Raw genomic sequence first — 24,063 nt, 5'->3', positions numbered from 1 at the left:
AATCTATTGATTGTCGAGAGGCGATCACCCACGAACGGTCGTAGCGAGGTACGGATTCAGCGCGATATAGTCGGATGACGGCGATTCGTTCGGAGATCGAAAGGGTTGCCGGCCTGCTGTTCGCGTTGCGTGCGTTCGACCCCCTCCCGCGTCCCAGCCTCGCGAGGTCGAGCATGACCTATACCGATTTCGAAGCCGACACCCGCCTCAATCCGCTTGATCTCGTCGAGCGCATGGCCGCGCTCAACGAATGGTCGTTCGAGCGATCGGCCGAGGACGAGATCACCATCTCGGTGGAAGGGCGGTGGACCGATTGCCACGTCTCCTTCCAGTGGATGGACGAGGTGGAAGCGCTGCACATCGCCTGCGCCTTCGATCTCAAGGTGCCGGAGAAGCGCAAGAACGAAGTGCTGCGTTTGCTCTCGCTGATCAACGAGCAGATGTGGGTCGGCCATTTCGACCTGTGGTCGAAGGAGGGCGTGATCATGTTCCGCCATGCCTTGCTGCTGGCCGGAGCCGAGGCGACCGACCGCCAGTGCGAAGTGCTGATGGAAGTGGCGGTGGAAGCGGTGGAGCGCTATTTTCCGGCCTTCCAGTTCGTGGTCTGGGCCGGCAAGTCGGCCCGCGAGGCGATGGACGCCACCTTGTTCGAGACCATCGGCGAGGCGTGACGGGACGGTAACCCCCGGCCGCCGCTCGACGCGGTGGACACCGGTGCCGATGGGGCAGCATTGATCGGGCGAATCCGGTAATCCCTTGCCCGATACCGCTTCGGCGGCGCAGAAGTGCGAGGCGAACCTATGGCTTCTCTTTCCGACATTCCCGGCCGTGTCCTGCTGGTGGGCGCGGGCAAGATGGGCGGCGCCATGCTCCAGGGCTGGATCAGCCTCGGGCTCGAGCCGGCCCGCATCGCGGTGGTCGATCCCGGTCCGCCGCCGGAAGTGGCCGCGATGCTGGAGGCGCGCGGCGTGGCGCTCAATCCGCTCAATGGCGGGGTGCCGGCGGTGATGCTGTTGGCGGTCAAGCCGCAGGTGGCCCCCGACGTGCTCGCCAGGGTGGCGCCGCTCGCCGGGCCGGACACGCTGGTGGTCTCGGTGATGGCGGGACGCACGCTCGCCTTTCTCGAGGGTCATTTCGCACCGGGCACGGCGGTGGTGCGCTCAATCCCCAACACGCCGGCAGCGATCGGGCGCGGTGTCACCGTGGCGGTGCCGAATGCCTCGGTCTCGCCGGAGCAGATGCGCATCGCCGATGCGCTGCTCAAGGCTACCGGCGGCTGCGAATGGGTAGAGCGCGAGGACCTGATCGACGTCGCCACCGCGGTGTCGGGTTCGGGGCCGGCCTATGTGTTCCTGCTCGCCGAGGCGCTGGCGGAGGCCGGCACCAAGGCCGGGCTGCCGGCTGACATGGCGGACCGGCTGGCGCGGGCCACCGTCGCCGGCGCCGGCGAATTGATCGTCCGCTCCGGCATCGACCCGGCGCAGCTGCGTCGCAACGTCACCTCGCCGAATGGCACCACGGCGGCGGCGCTGGCGGTGCTGATGGACGAGACGAAGGGGTTCGGGCCGCTGCTGACCGAGGCGGTCGCCGCGGCCGCCCGCCGCTCGCGCGAGCTGGCGGGCTGAGCCGGCCGGATCAACACTCGACGACAAGGGAGGATGTCATGAGCCTTGCACCCGCCGCGACCATCGACATCGGCGACTTCCTGAAGGTCGATGTCCGTGTCGGCACCATCATCCAGGCCGAATCCTTTCCCGAGGCACGCAAGCCGGCGCTGAAGCTGGTGATCGATTTCGGCCCGCATGTCGGGGTGAGGAAGTCCACGGCGCAGATCACCGTGCATTATGCGCCGGAGGATCTCATCGGCCGGCAGGTGGCGGCGGTGGTGAACTTCCCGCCGCGCCAGATCGGGCCGGTCATGTCGGAGGTGCTCACCCTCGGCTTCCCGGACGAGGACGGCGCGGTGGTGCTGTTCGCCCCCGACCGCGAGGTGCCGAACGGCGCAAGGCTGTTCTGAGGCCGCACGGACGACCTATGCCGTCTCGTCCGGCTTGATCTCGACATGCCACCATGCCGGCCGCCGGTCGGCGAATGAGTGCTCGGCCGGCACGAGCTCAGGCGAGGTGATGTCGTCGAAGGTGCGACGAGCAGCGCGACGACGGGGGCGTCGTCGCGGGCGCCGAGCGTGCTGCCGCATGTCGGACAGAAGGCGCGGCTGGAGACGTCCGAGGATCGATAGGTCGACGGCGTGCCGGCCGGTCCGGTCCAGACGATGCGGTCGGCGGGAAACTCCACCACAGCGCCGTCAGCGCGCCGGTGTGCCGCTGGCAGACGCTGCAAGAGCAGCTATGCGGGTTCCTGGCAGGGCCGACGGCTGCGAAGCGGATGTCGCCGCACAGGCAGCCGCCTTGGTAGCGCCCGATCATCTGTCGCCACCCTTCACACCGGGATGCGGATCGTCGCCCTCAGGCCGCCGAGCGGGCTGTCGCCGAGCGATACGTCGCCGCCATGCGCGCGGGCGGCGTCGCGGGCGATGGTGAGGCCGAGCCCCGAGCCGCCGGCATCCTGGTTGCGGGCCTCGTCGAGCCGGAAGAACGGCCGAAACACCTCCTCGCGCCGCTCCGGCGGGATGCCGGGCCCGTTGTCGTCCACCGTCACGATCAGCCAGCGCTCGGCACGGGTGCCGTTGATGTCGATGCGGTCGGCATAGCGCCAGCCATTGGCGACCAGGTTGGCCAGACAGCGGCGGAAGGCATCGGGCCGCAGCGTCACCATCGGATCGCCGGAGAAGGCGGAGGTGACGCCGGCGCCGTGGCGCTCGCCATTGACGCGGGCCTCCTCGATGAGGCGGGCAATGTCGGTGAGCACCGGCGGCTCGCCCATGTCGTCGCGGGCGAAGGCGAGATAGGCCTCCAACATGCTCTGCAGCTCGTCGACATCCTTGCGCAAGGCGTCGGTCTCGGCCTCGTTCAGGAAGGCCAGCTCGAGCTTGAAGCGGGTGAGGATGGTGCGCATGTCGTGGCTGACGCCGGCCAGCATGGTGGTGCGCTGCTCGATCTGCCGCTCGATGCGCCGCCGCATCTCGAGGAACGCCAGCGCCGCGCCGCGCACCTCGCGGGCACCGCGCGGCCGGAAGCCGGTGACGTCGCGGCCCTTGCCGAAGGCGATGGCGGCGTCGGCCAGCGCCTCTATCGGCTTGATCTGGTTGCGCAGAAACAGGATGGCAACGGCGAGCAGCACCAGCGAGGTGCCGACCATCCACACCAGGAAGATGTGCGAGTTCGACAGATAGGCCTGGCTGCGGCGGGCGAAGATCCGCATCACCATGTCGTCGAACTGGATCCGCACCTCGATGAGGTTGGAGTTGCCGACGGTGTCGGTCCAGAACGGCCGGCGCAGCCGCTTGCCCAACTCGCCGGTGAAGTTGGAATCCAGGATGGAGAAGAACGGCTTGGGTCCCGGCGGCGGCAGGTGCTCGTCCGGCAGGAAATCGACCGACAGGCCCATGGACGACTGGGCGATCTGCCGCACCTGCTCGCGGCCCTCCGGGGAGGGGAAGGCGACGGCGAAGTCGGCGATGGCCGAGATGTCCTGCGACACCGCGGCGGAAAGGCGGCGGGTTACGGTATTATAGTGACGCTCCATAAACACGAAGGCCAGCACCGATTGCAGGATCACCATCGGCGTGACGATGATGATCAGCGAGCGGGCATAAAGGCCCTTCGGCATGACGCTGTTGAACCAGGAGCCGAAACGGGCATTGTTCGCCCGCATGCGGGCATTGGCGCCGCACGCGGCATCCCAGGCGACGTGGACGCTCTTCGGCATCGTGCGATCGATGCGGGCGGCGAGGCGGGCATTGTTCGCCCGCATGCGCGCCGCGACATCGCGCAGGAAGTGGCGGGCGGCGCCCAGCCGCTGATCGTCGAGCAGGCTCAAGGCGCCACGACCAGCCGGTAGCCGACGCCGCGCACCGTCTGCAGATAAGCGGGGTTGGCGGGGTCGCGCTCGATCTTGCGGCGCAGGCGGTTCACCTGCACGTCGACCGCCCTGTCGCCGGCGGAGATGCCCGGCGCCACCAGCGCCTGGCGCGGCACCGTCTCGCCGGGCCGCTCGCCGAGCACGCGCAGCATGTCGCGCTCGCGGTCGGTGAGGCGGACCAGCTCGCCGTCGCGGCTGAGCTCGCCGCGCTCCAGATGGAAGACGAACGGCCCGAAGCGCACCGATTCGATGGCCTGCGTCGGTGGGACGGTGGAACGCTTCAGGATGTTGTTGATGCGCAGCAGCAGTTCGCGCGGCTCGAAAGGCTTGGCGAGATAGTCGTCGGCGCCGATCTCCAGCCCCTTGATGCGGTCCTCGGTCTCCGAGCGGGCGGTGAGCATGAGGATCGGCACGGTCGATTCGGTGCGCACCAGCTTTGCGAGGTCGAGACCGTTCATGCCCGGCATCATCACGTCGAGGATCAGCAGGTCGAAGGTGAGGCCGGCGAGGCGGCCGCGGGCATCGTCCGCCGACTCTGCCGTCGTCACCCGGTAGCCCTGCTCGGACAGGAAACGCGAGAGCAGGTCGCGGATGCGGCGGTCGTCGTCGACGATGAGCAGGTGCACGGCGTCGTCGGCCGGCGTCGCCATGCGCGGCCGGGCGGGCGAGGAGGGGCCGGGATTGGCGGCGTCGAGCATCGAGGTCTCCTAGCGGGGGCGGGCGGGCGCCTTGCCGGCGCGCGTGCCGCCCGACACGGCGGCCAGGTCGGCGCGGACGATGAGCTTCTCGACCGCCGCCTGATCTTCGGCATCGATCATGGCGACAAGAAAGCGGCGGACATCCTCGCGCGCACCCGGCGAGCAGGCGGCGAGCGCCTTTTCGATGCGCTGCGACTGGATGGCGACGAAATCGCGCGCCAGCGCCGCCCCCTTCGGCGTGAGATGCAGCAGCCGCTGGCGCCGGTCGGAGGAGCCGGCGCGGCTGTCGACGAAGCCGCCCTCGACCAGCTCGCGCAGCACCCGGCCGAGGCTCTGCTTGGTGATGCGCAATATGTCGAGCAGATCGGTGACCCGCATGCCGGGATGGCGGTTGACGAAATGCAGCACCCGGTGGTGGGCACGGCCGAAGCCGTAGCCCTGCAGCACCTTGTCCGGGTCGCTGACGAAGTTGCGATAGGCGAAGAACAGCAGCTCGATCAGGTCGATCTGGCTGCGCGGCGCAGCGTCGCCCGCTGCGGCGGAGTCGAGATCCGCCGCATTGGCGTGGGGCGGTTGCGAGACATTTATGTCAGCCATGTTGACTTTTTTCGTTATGATCGTTACCAAGAAGCCCTGTCTGACGAAAGGATCGTTCGGGAGTCCCGGATCGACCTCGCGTCAGACAGACGCGTCGGCGGGGCCGGACGGCAGTTCGTTCGACGGCGTTCACGATAGATGTACTTGGCCTGCGAAGCAAAATATGCGCGGAAAAACGCACGCGACCGGGTAGGACATGCTTTAAGGACAAGATGGGCGACGTCGCCGGATCATGGCAGGCGGCGAGCCCCGTTCGGGAGACAGTACCATGGCAAGCGAACCCTTCGACAAACGCAGTGGCTGGATCTGGTATGACGGCGCCTTCGTGCCGTGGTCGGATGCCAAGGTCCATGTACTGACCCACGGCCTGCATTACGGCAGCTGTGTATTCGAGGGCGAGCGCGCCTATGGCGGCGAGATTTTCAAGCTGGACGAGCACACCATCCGGCTGAAGGAGAGCGCGCGCCTGCTCGACTTCGAGATCCCCTACAGCGAGGCGGAGATCAACGCCGCCTGCCGCGAAATTCTGGTCAAGCAGAACCTCGCCGATGCCTATCTGCGGCCGGTGGCGTGGCGCGGCTCGGACATGATGGGCGTCTCGGCGCAGCACAACCAGATCCACCTCGCCATCGCGGCGTGGGAATGGCCGAGCTATTTCGATCCGGCGGAGCGTCTGAAGGGCATCCGCATCGGTATGGCGAAATACCGCCGTCCCGATCCGATGACCGCGCCCTCGACCTCGAAGGCGGCCGGCCTCTACATGATCTGCACCATCTCCAAGCACGCCGCCGAGCGGGAAGGCTATGCCGACGCGCTGATGCTCGACTGGCGCGGACGCGTCGCCGAGTGCACCGGTGCCAACGTGTTCTTCGTGAAGGACGGGGTGATCCACACGCCGGAGGCGGACGCCTTCCTGAACGGCATCACCCGCCAGACGGTGATCGAGCTTGCCAAGCGCCGCGGCATCGAGGTGCAGGAGCGGGCGATCATGCCGGAGGAACTGTCGAGCTTCGACGAATGCTTTATCACCGGCACCGCGGCCGAAGTGACGCCGGTGTCGGAGATCGCCGGAACGCATTTCCAGCCCGGCCCGGTGACCAAGACGCTGTTCGACGACTACTCGGCTGCAGTGCAGCCGAAGAAGGCGGCCGCCTCGGCGGCCTGAGTTCCGGTTCCGCAGAGCCTATAGAATGCCGGCCTTCGGGCCGGCGTTTCTGTTTGTGCTCAACGATCAGGCGTGACGACCGGGAACAGCGCGCGCAGCCACGGCGCGCGCAGCCACAACCCGCCCCACATGAACAGGCCGAGATAGACGCTGAACAGCACATGGCTGAACAGCGGATTGCCGACTCGGAGTTGCGTCGCCATGGCGCCGCCGAGCAGGCCGGTCATCAGCACCGCGCCGAGGAGACTGGTGCGCGGGACGAGATATAGCGCCAGGCAACCGAGCTCGACGAGGCCGATCATCAGCGTGTGGCCGGCCGGCCAGCCGAGCGCGGCCATGGACTCGGTCGCCACGCTGGCGCCGATCAGCTTGGGCGCGATCGAGGCGATCAGCAGGAAGGCGGCAAACAGACCGGTGAGGGTGTAGCCGACCGGCACCATCAGCGAGCTGGGCACGGGGATTCTCCGATCTCGGGTTCAGCCGCGCAGTTCGACGCCATTGCCGTCGGGGTCGCGCAGATAGATGGACGGGCCTTCGCCGGCGGCGCCGTAGCGGAGGACGGCGGCATCGGCGGCGATGCCGTGGGCGGCGAGTTCGGAGCGAACCCGTTCCGGCTCGAAGCCGGCGATGCGCAGGCAGAGATGGTCCATGTTGCGTCCCTCCACCGCGGGAGCTCCGCCGCCGCGCCGGCCAAGCGGACCGTCGACGGCGACCAGATCGATCAGTGCCCCGCCGGCGCGCAGCTGGACCATGCCGATCGCCTCCTGCCGCCGCTCGACCGGGCAGCCGAGCACCTGCGAGTAGAAGCGGGTGGCGACATCGAGATCGCCGACCCGCAGCACGACGTGATCCAAGCCCGTCACCTGCATCGCATTCTCCTTCGGAAAGCACTTGTTTCGTACTGCGAATGATTTATCTCGATATCAAGATAAAGGGAGATGTCTTGATGTCAAGACAACTGGTGCCGGAGGCTGCCGACCATGTTGAGCAACGGCGGCGGCAATGGGCGCGGGAATTGCCGGACGTGGATACGCAAGGCATGGCGGTCCTCGGGCGGGCACGCTGGATCACCCTGCGGGCGCGTCCGCCGATCGAGGCGGTGTTCGCCGCCCATGGACTCGATGCCGGGGAATTCGACGTGCTCTCGACGCTGCGTCGCGCCGGCCCGCCCTATCGGTTGCGGCCGACCGAGCTGTTCCAGGCGCTGATGATCTCCTCGGGCGGGCTGACCGACCGGCTGGCGCGGCTGGAGAAGGCCGGATTGGTTGTACGGCGGCCGAGCGAGAGCGACGCGCGCAGCCTGCTGGTGGAGCTGACGGTTGAGGGCAGGGAGCGGGCGGAGGCGGCATTCCGCGCCGACATGGAAGTGGAGGCCCGGCTGCTCGCCGGGCTGAACGGCGAGGAACGCGACCAACTGGCCGGCCTGCTGGCAAAGCTCGCCTTGTCGATGGAAGGGGCGAAGGATTAGCGGCTCAGGGCGTGCCGGCGGTCCACCGCTCCGCCGCCGCGTCGTCGGCCTCCTTGGCCGCGACCCAGTTCCTGGCTTCCGCACGCTCTTCCAGTTTCCAGAATGGCGCGCGGGTCTTCAGCCAATCCATGAGGAAGGCCGCGGCCTCGAAGGCGGCACCGCGATGCGGCGAGGCGGTGACCACCAGCACGATGTTCTCGCCGGGGACGATGCGGCCATGGCGGTGGATCACCGTGGCGCCGAGCAGCGGCCAGCGCGTACGGGCCTCATCCACGAGCCGGCGGATCTCTTCCTCCGCCATGCCGGGATAGTGCTCGAGCGTCAGCGCGACCAGACGGCTGCCGTCCGGCGCGGAATCGCCGGCATCGTCGGCGCGGCACAGGCCGGAAAAGGTGACGACCGCTCCGATATCGACCCGTCCGGCCGAGAGCGCGGCGATCTCTGCGGCGGTGTCGAAATCCTCAGCCTGGATACGGACGGTGAAGCGGTCGCCGGATGGGGCTGCAACCGGCATGGCCTCAACCCCCGGTCATCGGCGGGAAGAAGGCGATCTCACGGGCGCCGGCGATCGCTGCGTCCGGCCTGGCATGGCGGCGATCGATGGCGGCGCGGACCACCTTGGGTTCCTTGAACGCCTCGGCATAGCCCTCGCCACGGGCGGCGAGGAAGGCCGCGAGCTCGGCGACGGTGCGCACCTCGTCGGGAGCCTCGACCTCCTCGGCCTCACGCCCGATGCGTTCCCGCACCCAGGCGAAATAGAGGATCTTCACGCTTCGTCCTCGATCAGGTGACGGGCACCGGCCCGGAAATAGTCCCACCCGGTATAAAGTGTGAGCAGCGCCGAGATCCACAAGAGCACGATGCCGGCGAGCGTGGTGCCGGGCAGCAGCGCGTCGGCCGCCGGGCCGGCCAGCAGCACGCCGACCGCGACCAGCTGCGCCGTGGTCTTCCACTTGGCGAGGCGGGTGACGGGCACGCTGACCCGCAGCTCGGCGAGAAATTCGCGCAGGCCGGAGACCAGGATCTCGCGGCACAGGATGACCGCGGCCGCCCAGAGCGACCAGCCGCGAATGGTGCCGTCCGACGCCATCATCAACAGCGAGGCGGCGACCAGCAGCTTGTCGGCGATGGGATCGAGCATGCGGCCGATCGCCGATTGCTGCGACCAGATGCGGGCGAGGTAGCCGTCGAAGAAATCGGTGATGGCGGCGACGACATAGATGCCGAGCGCCGCCCAGCGCAACCACAGCCCGCCGGCGAGGATATCGGCCCAGAACAGGCAGCCGACCAACAGCGGCACCGCCACGCAGCGGGCATAGGTCAGCAAATTGGGGAGCGCATAGGTATGCGCACGCCGGCTCCGCGCAGATCCGGTCTGCGCGGGTTCGGTCACCGTATTGCGGGCGGGCGCGACGTCGACCATGACTCTGTCCGGTTCCTTGACTGGGACGTAACCACCCTGCGGGCACACGTCAATCTACTGCGGGTATTTCACGGCAAAGTAACGGCCATGCCGGTGTCTCGCTGCCGCCGGCGTCAATGCGGCCCGGCGTCAGTGCGGTCCGGGGTGGAAAAAATCATAGACGGCCCGGGCGGTGGCGGCGTTCACCCCCGGCACCGCTTCGAGATCGGCCAGCGAGGCGCGCTCAATCGCCTTCAGCGTACCGAAATGATGAAGCAACGCACGCTTGCGGGTGGGGCCGATGCCGGGAATTTCCTGCAGGCCGCCCTGGGCGATGTCCTTGCTGCGCCGGGCGCGATGCGAGCCGATGGCGAAGCGGTGCGCCTCGTCGCGCAGCCGCTGCACGAAATAGAGCACCGGGTCGCGGGGCTCCAGCCGGAACGGCTCGCGGTCGGCAATGAAGAAGCTCTCGCGGCCGGCATCGCGGTCCGGGCCCTTGGCGACGCCGACCAGCGGCACATCGGTGACGCCGAGCTCGGCCAGCGCCTCGGCCGCCGCCTTCAGCTGGCCGGCGCCGCCGTCGATCAGCACCAGGTCCGGCCAGCCTTCCGGTGTCTCGCGCAGCGGCTCGGCGGTCTCTGCTTCTGCGAGAGCGTCTTTTTCCTTCTCTCCGACGGGGAGAGGTGGCCCGCGAAGCGGGTCGGTGAGGGGGGAGGGCGGCGGATCGGTTGGCGCGGCTTCCCCCTCACCGGGGAGCATGGTGCCCCCCTCACCCCAACCCTCTCCCCGACGGGGAGAGGGAGCAAGGGGCGTTTCGGGTGGAGAGGTAGCGTCGGTATTGGTGAGCGTTTCCCTCTCCCCGTCGGGGAGAGGGGTACGGTGAGGGGCCTTGTCGCCGGCCCGCGGGGCCTCGCGCAGCAGGCGCGAGAAGCGTCGGCGCAGCACCTCGCGCATCATGCCGTAATCGTCGCCCGGCGCGAGCTCGGTGTTCTTGATGTTGAACTTGCGGTACTGGCTCTTGGCGAAGCCCTCCGGCCCGGCGACGATCATGCCGCCCACGGCGTTTGAGCCCATAATGTGGCTGTTGTCATAGACCTCGATGCGGCGCGGGCTCGCCGGCAGGGCGAAGGCGCGGGCGAGCTCGTCGAGCAGGCGCGCCTGGCTGGCGCTCTCGGCGAGCTTGCGGCCGAGCGCCTCGCGGGCGTTCTGCATGGCGTGCTCGACCAGCTCGCGCTTCTCGCCGCGCTGCGGCACCGCGATCTCCACCTTGTGGCCGCTGCGCTCGCTCAAGGCCTCGGCGAGCAGGCCGCTTTCTTCCGCCGCATGGCTGAGCAGGATGAGGCGCGGGCTCGGCTTGTCCTCGTAGAACTGCGCGAGGAAGGCGCCGAGCACCTCGCCGGGCTCCAGTGTGCGGTCGGCGCGGGGATAGAGCGCGTGGTTGCCCCAGTTCTGCCCGGTGCGGAAGAAGAACACCTGTACGCAGGTGGCGCCGCCCTCCTGGTGGATGGCGAAGACGTCCGCCTCTTCCACCGAGCGCGGATTGATGCCCTGCGAGCCCTGCACCGCCGACAGGGCGGCGAGCCGGTCGCGCAGGGCGGCGGCGCGCTCGAATTCCAGCGTCTCGGACGCGGCTTCCATCTCGCGGGCCAGCTGCTCCTTCACCGTGCGGCTCTTGCCGGACAGGAAGTCGCGCGCCTCCCGGACATATTCGGCATAGTCGGTGTGGCTGACCTCGCCGGTGCAGGGACCGGCGCAGCGCTTGATCTGGAACAACAGGCAGGGCCGGGTGCGCGCCTCGTAATAGCTGTCCGAGCAGGAGCGGACCAGGAACGCCTTCTGCAGCGCATTGATGGTGCGGTTCACCGCCCAGACCGAGGCGAAGGGGCCATAATAGTCGCCCGGTTTCGAGCGGGCGCCGCGATGCTTGGTGATCTGCGGCGAGACGTGGTCCTTGGTGATGAGGATATAGGGGAACGACTTGTCGTCGCGCAGCAGCACGTTGAAGCGCGGGCGCAGCTGCTTGATGAGGTTGGCCTCGAGCAGCAGCGCCTCGGTCTCGGTGCCGGTGGAAATGAACTCCATCTCGGCGGTGGCGGACACCATGCGGAAGATGCGGTTGGTCAGCCCGGTCGGCCGGGTATAGGCGATGATGCGCTTCCTGATGCTCTTCGCCTTGCCGACATAAAGCACCGCGCCATCGGCGCCGATCATCCGATAGACGCCGGCGCCGTTCGGCGCGTGCTTCACCGCCCGCAGAATGGCGGCGCGGCCGGAGGCGAGCGAGCCGGCACCGGGCAGCGCCTCGTCCGGCTCGTCGAGCAGCAGCAGCGCCTCGTCCTCGATCTCCGCCATCTCGGCGTCATCGATCTCCGGTTCGGGCACGTTCGGGTGGGGGCGAGCGATCATGTGCGCCTAAAATATGGATTCGTGCTAGCCACGAACAGGGGGGCGTCGCCGTTCTTCCATGCCCGAACCGGGAGCGCGATGGCAGATATGCGCAAACTCGGTGCTGCGCCGGCGGCGAAATGGGATTAAGGGGACGGCATGTCCTCTGTGTCCGATGCTCCCGTCAAGCCCGCTGTTCCGCTCGCCGGCTATGCCTATGGCGCGGCGGGGGCGATTCTGTTCGCCTCCAAGGGCATCATCATCAAGCTCGCCTATGGCGAGGGCATCGACCCCGAGACCCTGCTGGCGCTGCGCATGGCGTTCTCGCTGCCGTTCTATCTGGCGATTGGTGCCCTTGCGCTGCGGTCCATGCGCGTGCGCGGCGAGGCGCTGCCGAGCTTCGGCATCTTCGCGCAATCGGCGGCCGTCGGCGCGCTGGGCTACTGGTTCTCCAGCTATGTCGACTTCCTCGGGCTGCAATATATCTCGGCCTCCTTCGAGCGGCTGATCCTGTTCACCTACCCGCTTTTCGTGGTGCTGTTCGGGGCGTTGCTGTTCGGCCAGCCGATCCGGCTCAAGGCGCTGTGGACCTTCCTCATCGCCTATGGCGGGTTGGCGCTGATCTTCATGGAGGGGCTGGCGACCGTCGGCACCGACGTGGCGCGCGGCGCGATGTTCGTCGGCATGGCGGCGATCAGCTTCGCGCTCTATCAGCTCATGGCCCGCAAGCTGCTGAACAGTATCGGCTCGGCGCTGTTCACCTGCGTGGCGATGATCTCGGCCTCGGTGCTGGCGCTGGGGCAGTTCGCCCTGGTCCGTCCGATCGCCGGGCTGATGGTGTCGCCGCGGGTGCTGATGCTCTCCGTGCTCATCGCAATCGGCGCCACGGTGGTGCCGACCTTCCTGATGAACGCGGCGCTGAAACGCATCTCGGCGCAGGCCAATTCGATGATCTCGACGGTGAGCCCGGTCGCGACCATGGTGCTGGCCTTCTTCGTGCTGGGCGAGACGGCGAGCCCGCTGGAGTTTACCGGTGCGGCGCTGGTGATGACCAGCGTCGGCTGGTTCACCCTGAGCGACCGGCGCAGATAGCAATCCAGGTCTGCCGAGCCGTCGGCTCAGTCGGGCACCTCGGTGTCCGGGGTCTGCCAGGCGAGATGCTGGCCGCCATCGACGGTGAGCAACTGGCCGGTGATGCTCTCGGCCTGCGCCAGAAACAGTACTGCCTCGGCGATCTCCTCCGGCCTCGGCCCGCGACCGAGCGGCACCGCCGCGCCCTGGCGCGCGAAATCCTCGGGGCTCTGGCGGATATTGGCGAGGGTCGGCCCGGGAGCGACCGCATTGACGCGCACGCGCGGCGCGAGCCCCTGGGCCAGCAGCCGCGTCGCCGCCCACAAGCCCTGCTTGGTCAGGCTGTAGGACAGGTAATGCGGCGTCGGTTTCAGCACCCGCTGGTCGATGAGGTTGACGACCGCGCCCGTCCCGTGGGCCGGCAGTTGTGCGGCGAAGGCTTCGGCGAGGAACACCGGCGCGCGCAGATTGACCGCGAAGTGCCGGTCCCACAGCCCGCGCACCAGTGCGCCCGCGGCATCGGGATGAAATTCCGAGGCATTGTTGACGAGCAGCCGCAGCGTACCAAATGTGGCACAGGCAGGAAGCAGGCCTGCGACCGCATCGGCATCCGAGAGTTCGGCATGCAGCAGATGGGCGCGGCCGCCACGGGCCTCGATCTCGGCGCATACCGCTTCGGCGACCGGTTCCGGGCGCCGGGTATGAATGACGAGATCATAGCCTGCCGTCGCGAGGGCGAGGGAAATGGCGCGGCCGATGCGGACCGCGCCACCGGTGACGAGGGCGAGCGGGCGCGCTGCGGCAGAAGAAAGCGGAGCAGGTGAGGTCATGTCTCTTCATGAACCCGAGCGAGGAAGCTGTCCAACGCGGCAACATCGGGAGTGTCGGTTTCGATCCTGGGTGTTAACGGGTGGCTAACCATGATCAATGCGATATGACTGGAATATCAAGGTCTAATGCTTGGCATTTGATGTTGTTTTCATCCGGGGTGCTTGTATACGAACTGTTAATGATAATATCAGGTTACGAAATGCCATAAGACTTTGCTCATAATCTTATGTGAACGTCGACCCTATCGAATTGAACCCGGGTGCGCAGCCGCCTGGATGAATGGGAGACGATCATGAAAGCACTTCTCGCGGGCCTCGCCCTCGCCGTGGCGGTCGCCGCGCCGGCGTCCGCCGCCGACCTCAGCTACCCGGCGCCGACCGCCTATGCCGCTCCGGTTCCGGTCTTCACCTGGACCGGCTTCTATCTCGGCGCCAATGCCGGCTATGGCTGGGGCGAGGCGGATTTCTCCGACGACACCAACGGTTTCCTCGGCGGCATCCAGGCCGGCTACAACTGGCAGTTCGCTGGTAGCCCGCTGGTCGTCGGCATCGAGACCGACCTCCAGGCCACCAACATCGAGAGCCCCACTTTCTCGCTGGATTATTTCGGTACGGTGCGCGCCCGCCTCGGCTGGGCCGTCGACCAGTTCCTGATCTACGGCACCGGCGGCTTCGCCTATGGCCGCGGCAATTACGAAGTGGCCGGCCTCTCCAACAAGCAGACCAACACCGGCTGGACGATCGGCGCGGGCGGCGAATATGCCTTCTCGCCGAACTGGAGCGTCAAGGCCGAGTATCTCTATGTCGATCTCGGCACCGAGACCTATGACACCATCGCCGGCCCGCTGGATATTGGCACCACCGCCAACATCCTGCGCCTCGGCGTGAACTACAAGTTCTGACGGCCGCGCCAGAACTCCGGCGCTCCGGTCATCCAAGGCGGCCCCGATCGGGGCCGCCTTTTGCGTTGGCGCTGCCATGTGACCTGATTTGTTGCATTTTTGCTACGTCCTAGATCAATCGCTGCGCAATCGTGGCGGAAATGTAGCTGGCCCTGCCTGGGAAACGGGCGGGCCGTTACCTCCCGAAATTCAGCATCCAGGCTGGTTAGAGAGGGGTTTCCTCGCCCCGATACTGCAAGCTTGTGGCGGGCCATTTCGGTTTTCGCCGCATTCCGGCCCTCGACATGACAAGCTGCCCTTCTATCTCACCCTCAACTGCATTGTGTTCAGCAGTTTTGCTCGGAGAGTACGTTATGAAGAAGATCCTCGCCTCGGGCGTTGCCCTCGCCGCCCTCCTGGTCGCGGCTCCGGCCTTTGCTGCCGACATCGCGCAGCCCTACCCGACGAAGGCTCCGGTTGTTGAGCCCGTCCCGGTGTTCTCCTGGACCGGCTTCTATCTCGGTGCCAATGCCGGCTATGCCTGGGGCAGCAGCAATGGCTATGCCGACGATCTCGGTATTGATCCGGCGGGTTGGCTCGGCGGTGGTCAGGTCGGCTTCAACTACCAGCTCGGCAACAACGTCGTGATCGGCGTCGAGGCCGACCTGCAGGGCTCGGGCATCAAGGACACCGCCTACGGCTATGAGTCGAAGCTCGACTATTTCGGCACCGTGCGTGCCCGTGTCGGTTACGCCTTCGACACCGTGCTGCCCTATGTCACCGGCGGTTTCGCCTATGGCAAGACCAAGATCACGGACCAGGTGCTGAACTGGAGCGAGAGCTCGACCCAGACCGGCTGGACCGTGGGCGCCGGCGTGGAATACGCCTTCCTGCCGAACTGGACCGTCAAGGCCGAATATCTCTATGTCGACCTCGGCGACGATTACTACGACAATCTCGGCGCGAATGCGGGTACCAACCTGAACATCGCCCGCGTCGGTCTGAACTACAAGTTCTGATCGCGATCGGTGCCTGCGGGCGCCGGCCACGCGTGTCTCAAGGCCCCGGAGGCAGCTCCGGGGCCTTTTTCATTGGGTTTTCCCGCAGGAGCCTAAGTCACTGGCCGGGAGCCACTAGCCGGTAGCCACTAAGCCGGTAGCCACTTGCCAGGGCTGCCGCCGAGCGCCACTTGCGTGCTTCAGGCGCGCGTTGCCTCGAAAGCGGGCACGCGTGCGGCGAACGCGTCGAGCCAGTCGACCAGCGCCGGATGGTCGGCCCTCCAGGCGCCCTCGAAGCGCAGGTCGAGATAGCCGAGCGCGCAGGCGGTGGCGATCTCCGCCACGTCAATGCCGGAGGAGGTCGCCGCCCTGGCCGGCGGGGCCGCTTCCAGCACCTTCAGTGCGCGGGCCACCTTGCCGGCCTGATTGTCGATCCAGGCCGGGGTGCGCTGTTCCTCGCTGCGGAAGCGCACTTCATAGACCTGCAGCAGCGCGGCATCCATCAGGCCGTCCGCCAAAGCCTGTCCGACCAGTGCATGGATGCGCGCCGGCCCCGGGGCGGGAAGAATGACGCCGCCGCCGGCCACACCGTCCAGATACTCCAGGATCACCGGCGAATCGAAGATCGGCGCATCGCCGCCCTCCGGCAGCAGCACCGGAATCTTGCCGAGCGGGTTCTGTCGGCGCACGGTATCGGTGGGATCGGTGGTATCAGCCCATTCGATGTCGAGATGGATCCCGCACAGGATGGCGCCGATCTTGACCTTGCGGCCGAATGGGGAGGGTTTGGACGAGCGGAGGATCATCGCGGGCTTCAGGCCTTCGGGCGCATGCGACAACGCCCGCCCGCCCATTCGGCGCAGAGGAGCGTCGCGGCATCCGGCGACGGCGCCATGCCGCCGCTTCAGCGCAGACCTATCAGTCGGCGGCTTGCAGGTCGATGGCCTTGGGCCCCTTGCCGCGCTTGTCCGGCTCGACCTCGAAGCTGATGCGTTGGCCTTCGGCGAGCGCTCCCAGACCCGAACGGGTGACCGCCGAGACGTGCACGAAAACATCGCGCCCACCGTCATCCGGGCGGATGAAGCCGTAACCCTTTTCCGTGTTGAAGAATTTGACGGTTCCCATCATTGCCATCGCGCCTGCTCCTTGCCTCCGCCGGCATTGCTGGCCTGCCGCCGGGTCTTACGAACGGAGAGGCTGAAGCAAGACCGATGCCGCGATGTGAGGCCGGAGGCAAAAACCGGCATATGGAGCGTGACTGCGATGGCCGGACGCGGCCGGTCAGCGCTCGGGAATCAGCCAGCCGACGCGCGAGCGGCCGACGCCGTCGCTCGCCATCACCGGCGCCAGGGCGGCGAGCACGGTGCGGATCTCGTCCGCGAGGGTGAAGGGCGGATTGACCACGATCAGACCGCAGCCGGACAGCACGCCGGCCTGGCGCACGGCGCGGGTATCGAACTCGATGCGCAGCGTCTTCGGGATGGCGGCGCGGGCAATCTCGCGCTGGAAGGCATCGACCGCCCGCACGTCCTTGATCGGATACCACAGCGCATAGATGCCGGTTGCCCAGCGCTTGTACGCCTCGGCGAGTGTGGCGGCGAGGCGATGGAACTCCCCGGCTTCCTCGAACGGTGGATCGACCAGCACCAGCCCGCGGCGCTCCTTGGGCGGCAGATAGGCGGCGAGCGCCTGCCAGCCGTCGGTCGGCAGCACTTTCGCGCGGAGGTCCTGCACGACGTCGTCGAGCGCCGCTCGCACACCGGGCTCGGTCTCGCAGAACAGCAGCCGGTCCTGCGGGCGGGCGAGGGCGAGGGCGAAGAGCGGCGAGCCGGGATAATGGCGCAAGGCGGACGGATCGGCATCGAGGCCGGGATTGAACCCGGCGATGACCTGCCGCCAGGGGGCCAGAAGCGCCGCGATCTCCGGCTTGAAATCCGCACGCAGCACCGCGCCGACGCCACTCTCCCACTCGCCGGTGCGCTGGGCCTCACTGCCGGAAAGATCGTAGAGCCCGGCGCCGGCATGGGTGTCGAGCACGCGGAAGGCGGCATCCTTCTGGCCGAGATAGGCGAGGATGCGCGTCAGCACGACATGCTTGACGACATCGGCGAAATTGCCGGCATGGAAGGCGTGGCGGTAATTCATCGAAAGCGTCCGGATCAGCCGCCGCGCATCGGCGGCATGACGACGCGCGACGCTCGGCAGGCGCGCTTGTCGACCTCGGCACAGGAGGTGAAGCCGAGCGACTTGTCGAGGCAGATGCGCACCTCGTGCAGCCGGCGGGAATCGCAGGTGATGGCGATCATGCCGGCATCGAGCCCGGGATTGACCGCAAGGAAGGCCGCCTCGACATCGCCGGGCGAGACCATCTTGTAAGTGTCGAGCTGGCGGTATTCCGTCGGGATGACGATCGCCGCGCGGGCCTTGCGCACCGTGTCGAAATAGGCGGTGGCGCCGAGGCCGGAGCAGGTGCCGTGCTTGCGCCATTCATGGATCACCAGCCGGCGGCTCGGCATCAGGTCGAGCATGGAGCGGACCACCGGCTCCGGCACGAAGGGGGCCGGCTTCTGGCAGTCTTCCGGCCAGCCGGAGATATTTTGCGGCCAGAGACCGTGAACCACGAAGGCGAAGGGGCGGCCGATTTTGCACTGGGCGGGGTCGGCCCGATCGCCGGCGCTCTCGCAATAGGTCGGCGACCAGGAGAGGGCGAGCACGTAATGGTCGAACCGGCCGGGCGTGCCGGGCTGCTGCGCCGCTGCCGGCGTCACGCCACCGGTCAGTGAAAGAACAAAGGCGCCGAGCGCCGCGCAGGCGAGGGAGGAGGCAATGAGGGCGGCGCGGGCAAGCCGCGCCGCGTCACCCAGCCTCACGGCAGCGCCATGCGGCAGTTCGGCGCGTAGGTCCAGGAGCGGTCGAAGCCCTGCACGCACCACTCGACGCCCCATGAGAAACCGATGAAGCCGCCATCCTCGATGATCGAGTAATAGACCTTGTGGCGGCTGCCGGTCGCCGAGACGGCTTTGACCGCGCCGACCTTGCCGCCGACATAATGGCCGCCGGAATACACATGGCCGGCCGGAGCGGGAGTACCGGAGACGATGACGTCGGCCGAGCAGTAGCGGCGCGGCTGATATTCCGGGCCCCAGGGCCGGAAGGCGATCTCGCGGATATCGTTGAAGCTGTCGATGGTCGCCGAGGAGGACCAATAGGTGCTCTCGGTCTCGGCGAAATGCTTCTGGATGCGCGACAGCGCCGCCGGGGTGTCGCAGGCGGGCACCTGGCCGCTGTAGTTCGGTCCCGAGAGCCAGAAATTCTTCTCAAGGAAGCTCGCCGCCTGGCCGGCGCCGGCAGAGGCAGCGAGCAGGGCGGCTCCCGCCAGCAGCCCCATTGCGCGCCGCACCGCGACGCCCGCCTTCCGGCTCCGATCCTTGACCATGTCAACTCTCTCCAATGCGTTGGCGCGACGATGCATCCCGTCCCGACACCGGTCAAGGACGGGCATGCAACACATCGGGCAAAATCCACGTCGCAACTACCGCGACCCGAGCGTTCAGCGAAGCGGCGGCAGGTGTGCGGCGACGCGCAGGGCCGCCGGGCGGGCGGAGACGGCACAGGGCTCGTCGAGGAAGATCCAGCTCGCGACGTTCTGGTCCATACCGCACACGGCGGTGCGCGGGCCGGTGGAGCCGGACAGGCAAACGCGCGCGCCGTGCTGGTAATCGCGCCCGCCGGCGCGGCATTTGCAGTCGGCTACCGCGCTGCCGCCGGCGGCCAGCAGCAGGGCGAGCGTCGCGGCGCTGTGCCGGACGGCGTGGGCGGTGAGCTTCGAGGCACGAGGGATGCGGGCATGCAACATGTGGGCACCCTCCCTTTTCGGCGCGCGGCGCGCCGCCACCGCTCAGATGAGGCGGATCACATAGAGCTTACGCGTTGTCTCCACGACTTCCCATACGCCTTTGAAGCCGGGACGCAGCACGAAGCTGTCGCCGGCGGCGAGGCGGACCGGCTCCTTGCCGTCCTCGTGCAGGATCGAGACCCCGGCCAGCAGGGAGCAGAATTCCCATTCCTCGTAATCGACGCGCCAGGCGCCGGGCGTCGATTCCCACACGCCGGCGAACAGCGCGCCGTCGGGCAGGGTCTCGAGGTTCCAGGTGCGGTGGAGCGGGTTGCCGGCGACCAGGCGCTCGGGCTGCGGCGCGGTCTCTTCCGGTACGCCGAGGGCGGCGAGGTCGAAGGGCAGAAGGAAGGACATCGGGAATCCGTGATGGGAGGAGCCGCGCGGCGCCATCGGCCGCGCGGCTCCCGATCCTAGCTGAAGAAGCCCTTGATTGTCGCCCAGATGCTTTTGGCCGGCGCTTCGCCGGCGGCGGAAGCCTCGACCGGCGCGGCGTCCTGCGGCGCGATCTGCGACTTCGCCACGACCTCGGGGGTGATCTGGGCGAACAGGCCGAGCCTCGCCAGCGTCGCCGGCCCGGCGAAGCCGTCGGCATCGAGGCCGTTCTTGGCCTGATACTCCTTGACGGCCTTTTGCGTGCCGCCGCCGAATTTGCCGTCGGCGGTGAGGCTGAGCGCGGTCTGCAGCTTCTTCACGGTCTCGCCGGACGAGCCGACCTTCAGCAGAATGAGCTCGTAAAGGCCGAGCGCCGCGAAGGTATCGGGGCCGGCAATGCCGTCGGCCGCCAGCCCGTTCTTGGTCTGATAGGCCTTCAGCGCCTCTTCGGTCTTCGGGCCGAATTGGCCGTCGCCGGGTAGGCCGAGCTTTTCCTGCAGGATTTTGACGGGAGTGCCGGCAAGGCCTTTTTTCAAGATCGACACGGCTATGTCCTCCTTTGCACGAGGCGTGCGCGACGCCGATGCATCGGTGTCTGCGCGCATCCCGGATTGGAGATTAGGGCGCGATTCATGACGGCCAATACAAAAACGTCGGGCATGCGACCGAAATCGCATGCCCGACGCTTCCCCGCTTCCAGGACCGGCGGCTGTCCGCCCCCCGCCGACGGTGCGAGGCGGGAGCCGATTTATTCGGCCGGTGCCGGCTCGGCCTCGATCGACGCCGGCGGCAGGGCTTCCACCGCGGCATATTTGGCGCAGGCGAGCAGGAAGCCCGCCACCATCACATAGGCCAGCGACACGCCCGGCGTGACGGCGATGCCCACCATCTCGCCATGCATGAAGCCGAAGAAGGTGAGCACCGCCCCGGCAAGGGCGAAGGCGGCCGCCTGGGTGAACTTGCGGTCGATGACGAAGACGCCGATGGCGCCCAGCACCAGGCCGACCAGGATGGCGCCGCCGCCCATGACCTCCAGCCCGTGATAGAGCACGCCGACCGCGCCGAGCTTTTCCATGCCGATGGCGGCGGCCGAGGTGCCGGCCATGCCGAGCGAATTGTCGATGAGCAGCTTCGCCCAGGCGGCAAGGTGCGGGGTCAGCGCCAGGATCACCGCCGGCGCGTGGCGCGACGGCGTGGTCTGGAAGGCCTGCGCGCCGATCAGCATGCCGATATAGAGCAGGATCGGCGAGATCGCGACGACCGGCACCAGCGCCAGCAGCACCGCGATGATGCCGAACCAGGACAGGATGATCACCATCAGCCCGGTGGCGGCGGAATAGCCGATGCGCCCGCCCATCGATTTCCAGCCGGGATGGCCGATATAGACGGCGTTGATGAAGGGGTTGCCCATCAGGCAGCCGATCAGGCTGACCACGCCGTCGGCGGTGAGCACGCGGGTGGTGGGGTAGTGGTCGCCGGCCGCCTCGGCGCTCTCCACATTGTCCATCGCCTCGACGAGGTCGTAGATGCCGAAGGGGATGGCGGTGATCAGGATGATGCCGAGATAATTGAAGCCGTGGAAGACGTGGTCGAAGGCCGGCAGCGGGATCGAGAAGCCGAAATTGGTGAATGAATCGCCGAGCTTCTCGAGGCTCATGCCGCCATAGCCGAGGCCGAACAGGTTGGAGCCCCAGGCGATGATCATGCCGACCGCGATGGCGACGAGGCCGGCGGGAATGCCCTTGGGATACTTCACCCCGCCGAACCAACTCACCATGATGATGGCGAAGCAGGTGAGGCCGATCACCGGTGTCATGAAGATCTCGAAGGCCGGGCGCATGGAGATGAACGCCACCGACACGCCGGCGAGCGTGCCGAGCAAGGCCGCACGCGGGGTGATCTTGCGGATGTAAGGCGCCACGAAGCCGCCGATCATCAGGATGAAGCTCTGGAAGAACACCCAGACGAGGCCGGCTTCCCAGCCCTGGATCGGGTCGCCGGAGGCGGCGCCGATCGGCAGCATGATGACGAACACGACGACGAACATGTGCGGCACCGAGATGCCCGAGGGCAGGGCGCAGACGTCGTCGCGGCCGGTCTTCTTGGCCAGCTGGTAGCCGAGATAGGCATAGTAGGCGGTCGACAGGAACATCATCAGCCCGACCGCCGGCAGGATGCGGCCGAAGACGATCTCGGACGGCATCTTCAGCACGAATTGCAGCAAGCCGGTCAGCACCAGCATGTTGACGAGAATGTTGGTGCCGAAACCGAACAGGGCGTTCCAGTCGCCCTTGGTCCATAGGACGGGCCGCATGCCGGTGCGCATGGGCGAAAGCGGAGACATCGAAGTCTCGGACATGCTCGGGGCTCCTTGATGGGGCGTGGCGGAGAGGCGCATGCGCAGGCAATGGGATCAGCCGGCCGGGCCGGCGGCAGGCACGGCACTCAGGCGGCCGCGGCGGCGCTTCCGGCGGAGGCCGCACCGAGGGCGGCAATGAAGGCGGTGCTGTCCGACACCCAGCCGAAAATGCCGCCCTGCGCCTTGATCATGTCGAGGCCGACGCGGTGGAATTCCGGGAAATAGGAGGCGCAGCAATCGGATAGCGCGACGCAGCGATAGCCGCGGTCATTGCCTTCACGGATCGTGGTGTGGACGCAGACCTCGGTGGTGACGCCGCAGACCAGCAGCGTGTCGATGCCGCGGTTCTTCAGCATCAGTTCGAGGTCGGTCTGGTAGAATGCGCCCTTGCCCGGCTTGTCGAGCACCGGCTCGCCCTCGATCGGGTAAAGCTCGGCGATGATGTCGTGGCCGGCCTCGCCGCGGATGAGGATGCGCCCCATCGGGCCGGCGCAGCCGATGCGGGTGGTCGGCTCGCCGCGCTCTACCTTGGCAGGCGGAGCATCGGCCATGTCGGGGCGGTGGCCCTCACGGGTATGGACGATCAGCATGCCGGCCTCCCGCGCGGCGGCTAGCGCGTTTTTGCAAGGTTCTACAGCGGCTTGCAGCAGCGAGACGTCGTTGCCCAGCGTTTCGCCGAAGCCGCCGGGTTCGAGGAAGTCGCGCTGCATGTCGATGATGACCAGGGCGGTGCGGGCCGGATCGAAAGGTAGCGGCGCAGGCTCGGCGGCGAGGACGGGCATGGGCATCTCCGCGGGATCGACATCCAGGATGGAGACGGGCCGGCGGATGCTTCAGCCGGCTTCGTCAGTTGTATGCGGAAATGTATGCATCAAGCGTGCCATGCATAAAATTGAAGCGCATAGGAATGTATAATATTGACATAAAACGATAATTGTTTTTAGCGCTTCACGTAGTCGAGTTCAATTTTGCACATAATGTGTTCAATTTGGCGGCGTGGTATGCACGGTGCGGCGGGCGGGATCGTGATCGACGTGGCGCTCGCGTTTCCCGTTGCTTCCGGCCGGGTGCAATGATCGACTGGCGGCGCATCTCGGGAACGCCTCATGCTCATCGCCCATCTCTCGGACCCGCATCTGCGGCCGAAAGGCTATCTCTATCAAGGCCTTGTCGATTCAAACGCCATGTTCGCGCTGGCCCTCGACCACCTCGCCGGGCTCGATCCGCGGCCGGATGTGGTGCTGCTGACCGGTGATGTGGTCGACGAAGGCATGGCGGAAGAATATGCGGTGGCGGCGGAGATGCTGGCCGGCATCGGCCTGCCGCTGCTGGTAATTCCCGGCAATCATGATGAGCGGGACGGGTTCCGCGCCTGCTTCGCCGGGCACACCTATCTCGCCAAGGCCGGGCCGCTGCATTTCGCGGTGGGCGATCTCGGGCCGGTGCGCATCGTCGGGCTGGACGTCACCGTGCCCGGCGAGCATTACGGTGCGGTGTATGATGAGGCCAGTTCCTGGCTGGACTCCGTGCTCGCGGCCGAGCCGGACCGGCCGACGCTGGTGATGATGCACCAGCCGCCCATCCTCAGCGGCATCCCCTATATCGACGACTATAATTGCCGGGGCGGCGATCGCCTCGCGGCGGTGCTCGCGCGAAACAGGCAGGTCGAACGGGTGCTATGCGGGCATGTCCACCGCTTCATGCAGACTCGCTTCGGCGGCACGATGCTGATCACCGCTCCGAGCACCACCACCGCCATCGCGCTGCGCTTGCGCCCGGATGCCGAGCCGGCCTCCTTCCTCGAGCCACCGGCGATGGTGCTGCATCACTGGACGCAGCCTTCCGGGCTGGTGACGCATTACGTGCCGATCGGCCGGTTTCCCGGTCCCTATCCGTTCTTCTGAACGGCGGCGTCCGAAGCCCTTTCCACGGCGGGGGTGAGGCCCCATATTCCCGCC

Annotated in this window: 30 protein-coding genes; 9 read left to right on the top strand and 21 right to left on the bottom strand. The window is 67.3% G+C overall.

The window, feature by feature from the left end; translation table 11 throughout:
* The first annotated feature begins 173 nt into the window (after nt 1-173).
* From KHC24_RS12600 to KHC24_RS12590, 3 genes are all read left to right on the top strand, one after another.
* A complete protein-coding gene (locus KHC24_RS12600) occupies nt 174-671 on the top strand; it encodes a type III secretion system chaperone family protein (RefSeq protein ID WP_213363619.1) in 498 nt (165 codons plus the stop codon).
* 129 nt (nt 672-800) lie between these two features.
* Nucleotides 801-1,625 carry a pyrroline-5-carboxylate reductase gene (gene proC, locus KHC24_RS12595; protein ID WP_213363618.1) on the top strand — a complete coding sequence of 275 codons (825 nt, stop codon included), beginning with the start codon at nt 801-803 and terminating at the stop codon, nt 1,623-1,625.
* A gap of 38 nt (nt 1,626-1,663) precedes the next feature.
* Complete coding sequence (locus tag KHC24_RS12590) at nt 1,664-2,017, top strand: tRNA-binding protein (RefSeq protein ID WP_213363617.1); 354 nt, start codon at nt 1,664-1,666, stop codon at nt 2,015-2,017.
* Nucleotides 2,018-2,114: 97 nt separating this feature from the next.
* Here the strand turns inward: KHC24_RS12590 and KHC24_RS25705 are convergent, their stop codons facing one another.
* The 4 genes from KHC24_RS25705 to KHC24_RS12575 all read right to left on the bottom strand — a co-directional run bounded on the left by KHC24_RS25705 (nt 2,115) and on the right by KHC24_RS12575 (nt 5,276).
* Complete coding sequence (locus tag KHC24_RS25705) at nt 2,115-2,426, bottom strand: GFA family protein (protein ID WP_444979315.1); 312 nt, start codon at nt 2,424-2,426, stop codon at nt 2,115-2,117.
* 13 nt (nt 2,427-2,439) lie between these two features.
* A complete protein-coding gene (locus tag KHC24_RS12585; protein WP_373878616.1) occupies nt 2,440-3,828 on the bottom strand; it encodes an ATP-binding protein in 1,389 nt (462 codons plus the stop codon).
* 107 nt (nt 3,829-3,935) lie between these two features.
* A complete protein-coding gene (locus tag KHC24_RS12580) occupies nt 3,936-4,679 on the bottom strand; it encodes a response regulator (protein ID WP_213363616.1) in 744 nt (247 codons plus the stop codon).
* 9 nt (nt 4,680-4,688) lie between these two features.
* Nucleotides 4,689-5,276: a MarR family winged helix-turn-helix transcriptional regulator gene (locus tag KHC24_RS12575; protein WP_213363615.1), complete on the bottom strand. Its 588-nt coding sequence runs from the start codon at nt 5,274-5,276 to the stop codon at nt 4,689-4,691.
* 268 nt (nt 5,277-5,544) lie between these two features.
* Between KHC24_RS12575 and KHC24_RS12570 the strand changes: the two genes are divergently transcribed.
* A complete protein-coding gene (locus tag KHC24_RS12570) occupies nt 5,545-6,441 on the top strand; it encodes a branched-chain amino acid aminotransferase (protein ID WP_213363614.1) in 897 nt (298 codons plus the stop codon).
* A gap of 59 nt (nt 6,442-6,500) precedes the next feature.
* On the opposite strand, the gene KHC24_RS12565 is transcribed toward KHC24_RS12570, so the two are convergent.
* Together KHC24_RS12565 and KHC24_RS12560 are read right to left on the bottom strand one after the other, a co-directional pair.
* Nucleotides 6,501-6,896 (bottom strand): DoxX family protein, encoded by a 396-nt coding sequence (locus tag KHC24_RS12565; RefSeq protein WP_271180675.1) that lies wholly within the window; start codon nt 6,894-6,896, stop codon nt 6,501-6,503.
* Nucleotides 6,897-6,917: 21 nt separating this feature from the next.
* Complete coding sequence (locus KHC24_RS12560; RefSeq protein ID WP_213363613.1) at nt 6,918-7,310, bottom strand: VOC family protein; 393 nt, start codon at nt 7,308-7,310, stop codon at nt 6,918-6,920.
* A gap of 77 nt (nt 7,311-7,387) precedes the next feature.
* Between KHC24_RS12560 and KHC24_RS12555 the strand changes: the two genes are divergently transcribed.
* Nucleotides 7,388-7,909 (top strand): MarR family winged helix-turn-helix transcriptional regulator, encoded by a 522-nt coding sequence (locus KHC24_RS12555; RefSeq protein WP_213363612.1) that lies wholly within the window; start codon nt 7,388-7,390, stop codon nt 7,907-7,909.
* Between the two features lie 4 nt (nt 7,910-7,913).
* Here KHC24_RS12555 and KHC24_RS12550 read toward each other — a convergent pair whose 3' ends face one another.
* The 4 genes from KHC24_RS12550 to uvrC all read right to left on the bottom strand — a co-directional run bounded on the left by KHC24_RS12550 (nt 7,914) and on the right by uvrC (nt 11,717).
* Nucleotides 7,914-8,423: a molybdenum cofactor biosynthesis protein MoaE gene (locus tag KHC24_RS12550; RefSeq protein ID WP_213363611.1), complete on the bottom strand. Its 510-nt coding sequence runs from the start codon at nt 8,421-8,423 to the stop codon at nt 7,914-7,916.
* Between the two features lie 4 nt (nt 8,424-8,427).
* The gene (gene moaD, locus KHC24_RS12545) at nt 8,428-8,679 is read right to left on the bottom strand and encodes a molybdopterin converting factor subunit 1 (protein ID WP_213363610.1); all 252 of its coding nucleotides are present in this window, start codon (nt 8,677-8,679) and stop codon (nt 8,428-8,430) included.
* Nucleotides 8,676-9,332, bottom strand: coding sequence for a CDP-diacylglycerol--glycerol-3-phosphate 3-phosphatidyltransferase (pgsA, locus tag KHC24_RS12540; protein ID WP_213363609.1), 657 nt, complete (start codon nt 9,330-9,332; stop codon nt 8,676-8,678). Before pgsA ends, moaD begins: the two co-directional genes overlap by 4 nt.
* Before the next feature lie 129 nt (nt 9,333-9,461).
* Nucleotides 9,462-11,717 carry an excinuclease ABC subunit UvrC gene (uvrC, locus tag KHC24_RS12535; protein WP_213363608.1) on the bottom strand — a complete coding sequence of 752 codons (2,256 nt, stop codon included), beginning with the start codon at nt 11,715-11,717 and terminating at the stop codon, nt 9,462-9,464.
* A 138-nt stretch (nt 11,718-11,855) separates the two neighbouring features.
* Here uvrC and KHC24_RS12530 point away from each other — a divergent pair, with 138 nt between their 5' ends.
* A complete protein-coding gene (locus KHC24_RS12530; protein ID WP_213363607.1) occupies nt 11,856-12,788 on the top strand; it encodes a DMT family transporter in 933 nt (310 codons plus the stop codon).
* A 26-nt stretch (nt 12,789-12,814) separates the two neighbouring features.
* Here KHC24_RS12530 and KHC24_RS12525 read toward each other — a convergent pair whose 3' ends face one another.
* On the bottom strand, nt 12,815-13,597 hold the full coding sequence (locus KHC24_RS12525) for an SDR family oxidoreductase (protein WP_213363606.1): 783 nt from the start codon (nt 13,595-13,597) through the stop codon (nt 12,815-12,817).
* A gap of 293 nt (nt 13,598-13,890) precedes the next feature.
* On the opposite strand from KHC24_RS12525, the gene KHC24_RS12520 reads away from it, so the two are divergent.
* The gene (locus tag KHC24_RS12520) at nt 13,891-14,499 is read left to right on the top strand and encodes an outer membrane protein (protein WP_213363605.1); all 609 of its coding nucleotides are present in this window, start codon (nt 13,891-13,893) and stop codon (nt 14,497-14,499) included.
* Between the two features lie 353 nt (nt 14,500-14,852).
* On the top strand, nt 14,853-15,497 hold the full coding sequence (locus KHC24_RS12515) for an outer membrane protein (RefSeq protein WP_213363604.1): 645 nt from the start codon (nt 14,853-14,855) through the stop codon (nt 15,495-15,497).
* 179 nt (nt 15,498-15,676) lie between these two features.
* Here KHC24_RS12515 and KHC24_RS12510 read toward each other — a convergent pair whose 3' ends face one another.
* The 10 genes from KHC24_RS12510 to KHC24_RS12465 form a co-directional block, all read right to left on the bottom strand.
* Nucleotides 15,677-16,282 (bottom strand): glutathione S-transferase family protein, encoded by a 606-nt coding sequence (locus KHC24_RS12510; protein ID WP_213363603.1) that lies wholly within the window; start codon nt 16,280-16,282, stop codon nt 15,677-15,679.
* Between the two features lie 112 nt (nt 16,283-16,394).
* On the bottom strand, nt 16,395-16,610 hold the full coding sequence (locus tag KHC24_RS12505) for a cold-shock protein (protein WP_213363602.1): 216 nt from the start codon (nt 16,608-16,610) through the stop codon (nt 16,395-16,397).
* Between the two features lie 147 nt (nt 16,611-16,757).
* Nucleotides 16,758-17,621, bottom strand: coding sequence for a 23S rRNA (adenine(2030)-N(6))-methyltransferase RlmJ (locus KHC24_RS12500; protein WP_213363601.1), 864 nt, complete (start codon nt 17,619-17,621; stop codon nt 16,758-16,760).
* 14 nt (nt 17,622-17,635) lie between these two features.
* Entirely contained in the window at nt 17,636-18,340 is a 705-nt protein-coding gene (locus KHC24_RS12495) for a ribonuclease T2 family protein (protein WP_246546917.1), read from the bottom strand.
* Between the two features lie 2 nt (nt 18,341-18,342).
* A complete protein-coding gene (locus tag KHC24_RS12490) occupies nt 18,343-18,912 on the bottom strand; it encodes a hypothetical protein (RefSeq protein ID WP_213363599.1) in 570 nt (189 codons plus the stop codon).
* 114 nt (nt 18,913-19,026) lie between these two features.
* Entirely contained in the window at nt 19,027-19,332 is a 306-nt protein-coding gene (locus KHC24_RS12485; protein WP_213363598.1) for a hypothetical protein, read from the bottom strand.
* 42 nt (nt 19,333-19,374) lie between these two features.
* Nucleotides 19,375-19,728, bottom strand: coding sequence for a cupin domain-containing protein (locus KHC24_RS12480; RefSeq protein WP_213363597.1), 354 nt, complete (start codon nt 19,726-19,728; stop codon nt 19,375-19,377).
* A 56-nt stretch (nt 19,729-19,784) separates the two neighbouring features.
* Nucleotides 19,785-20,291: a peptidoglycan-binding domain-containing protein gene (locus KHC24_RS12475; RefSeq protein ID WP_213363596.1), complete on the bottom strand. Its 507-nt coding sequence runs from the start codon at nt 20,289-20,291 to the stop codon at nt 19,785-19,787.
* A 203-nt stretch (nt 20,292-20,494) separates the two neighbouring features.
* Nucleotides 20,495-22,105 carry a regulator gene (locus tag KHC24_RS12470; protein WP_213363595.1) on the bottom strand — a complete coding sequence of 537 codons (1,611 nt, stop codon included), beginning with the start codon at nt 22,103-22,105 and terminating at the stop codon, nt 20,495-20,497.
* 86 nt (nt 22,106-22,191) lie between these two features.
* Nucleotides 22,192-22,893 (bottom strand): cysteine hydrolase family protein, encoded by a 702-nt coding sequence (locus KHC24_RS12465; RefSeq protein WP_373878612.1) that lies wholly within the window; start codon nt 22,891-22,893, stop codon nt 22,192-22,194.
* A 318-nt stretch (nt 22,894-23,211) separates the two neighbouring features.
* Here KHC24_RS12465 and KHC24_RS12460 point away from each other — a divergent pair, with 318 nt between their 5' ends.
* The gene (locus KHC24_RS12460) at nt 23,212-24,009 is read left to right on the top strand and encodes a phosphodiesterase (RefSeq protein WP_213363593.1); all 798 of its coding nucleotides are present in this window, start codon (nt 23,212-23,214) and stop codon (nt 24,007-24,009) included.
* Nucleotides 24,010-24,063 lie beyond the last annotated feature (54 nt).

The sequence above is a fragment of the Ancylobacter defluvii genome, assembly GCF_018390605.1.
GTDB lineage: Bacteria > Pseudomonadota > Alphaproteobacteria > Rhizobiales > Xanthobacteraceae > Ancylobacter > Ancylobacter defluvii.
This window is presented reverse-complemented; position numbering and strand designations above follow the sequence as displayed.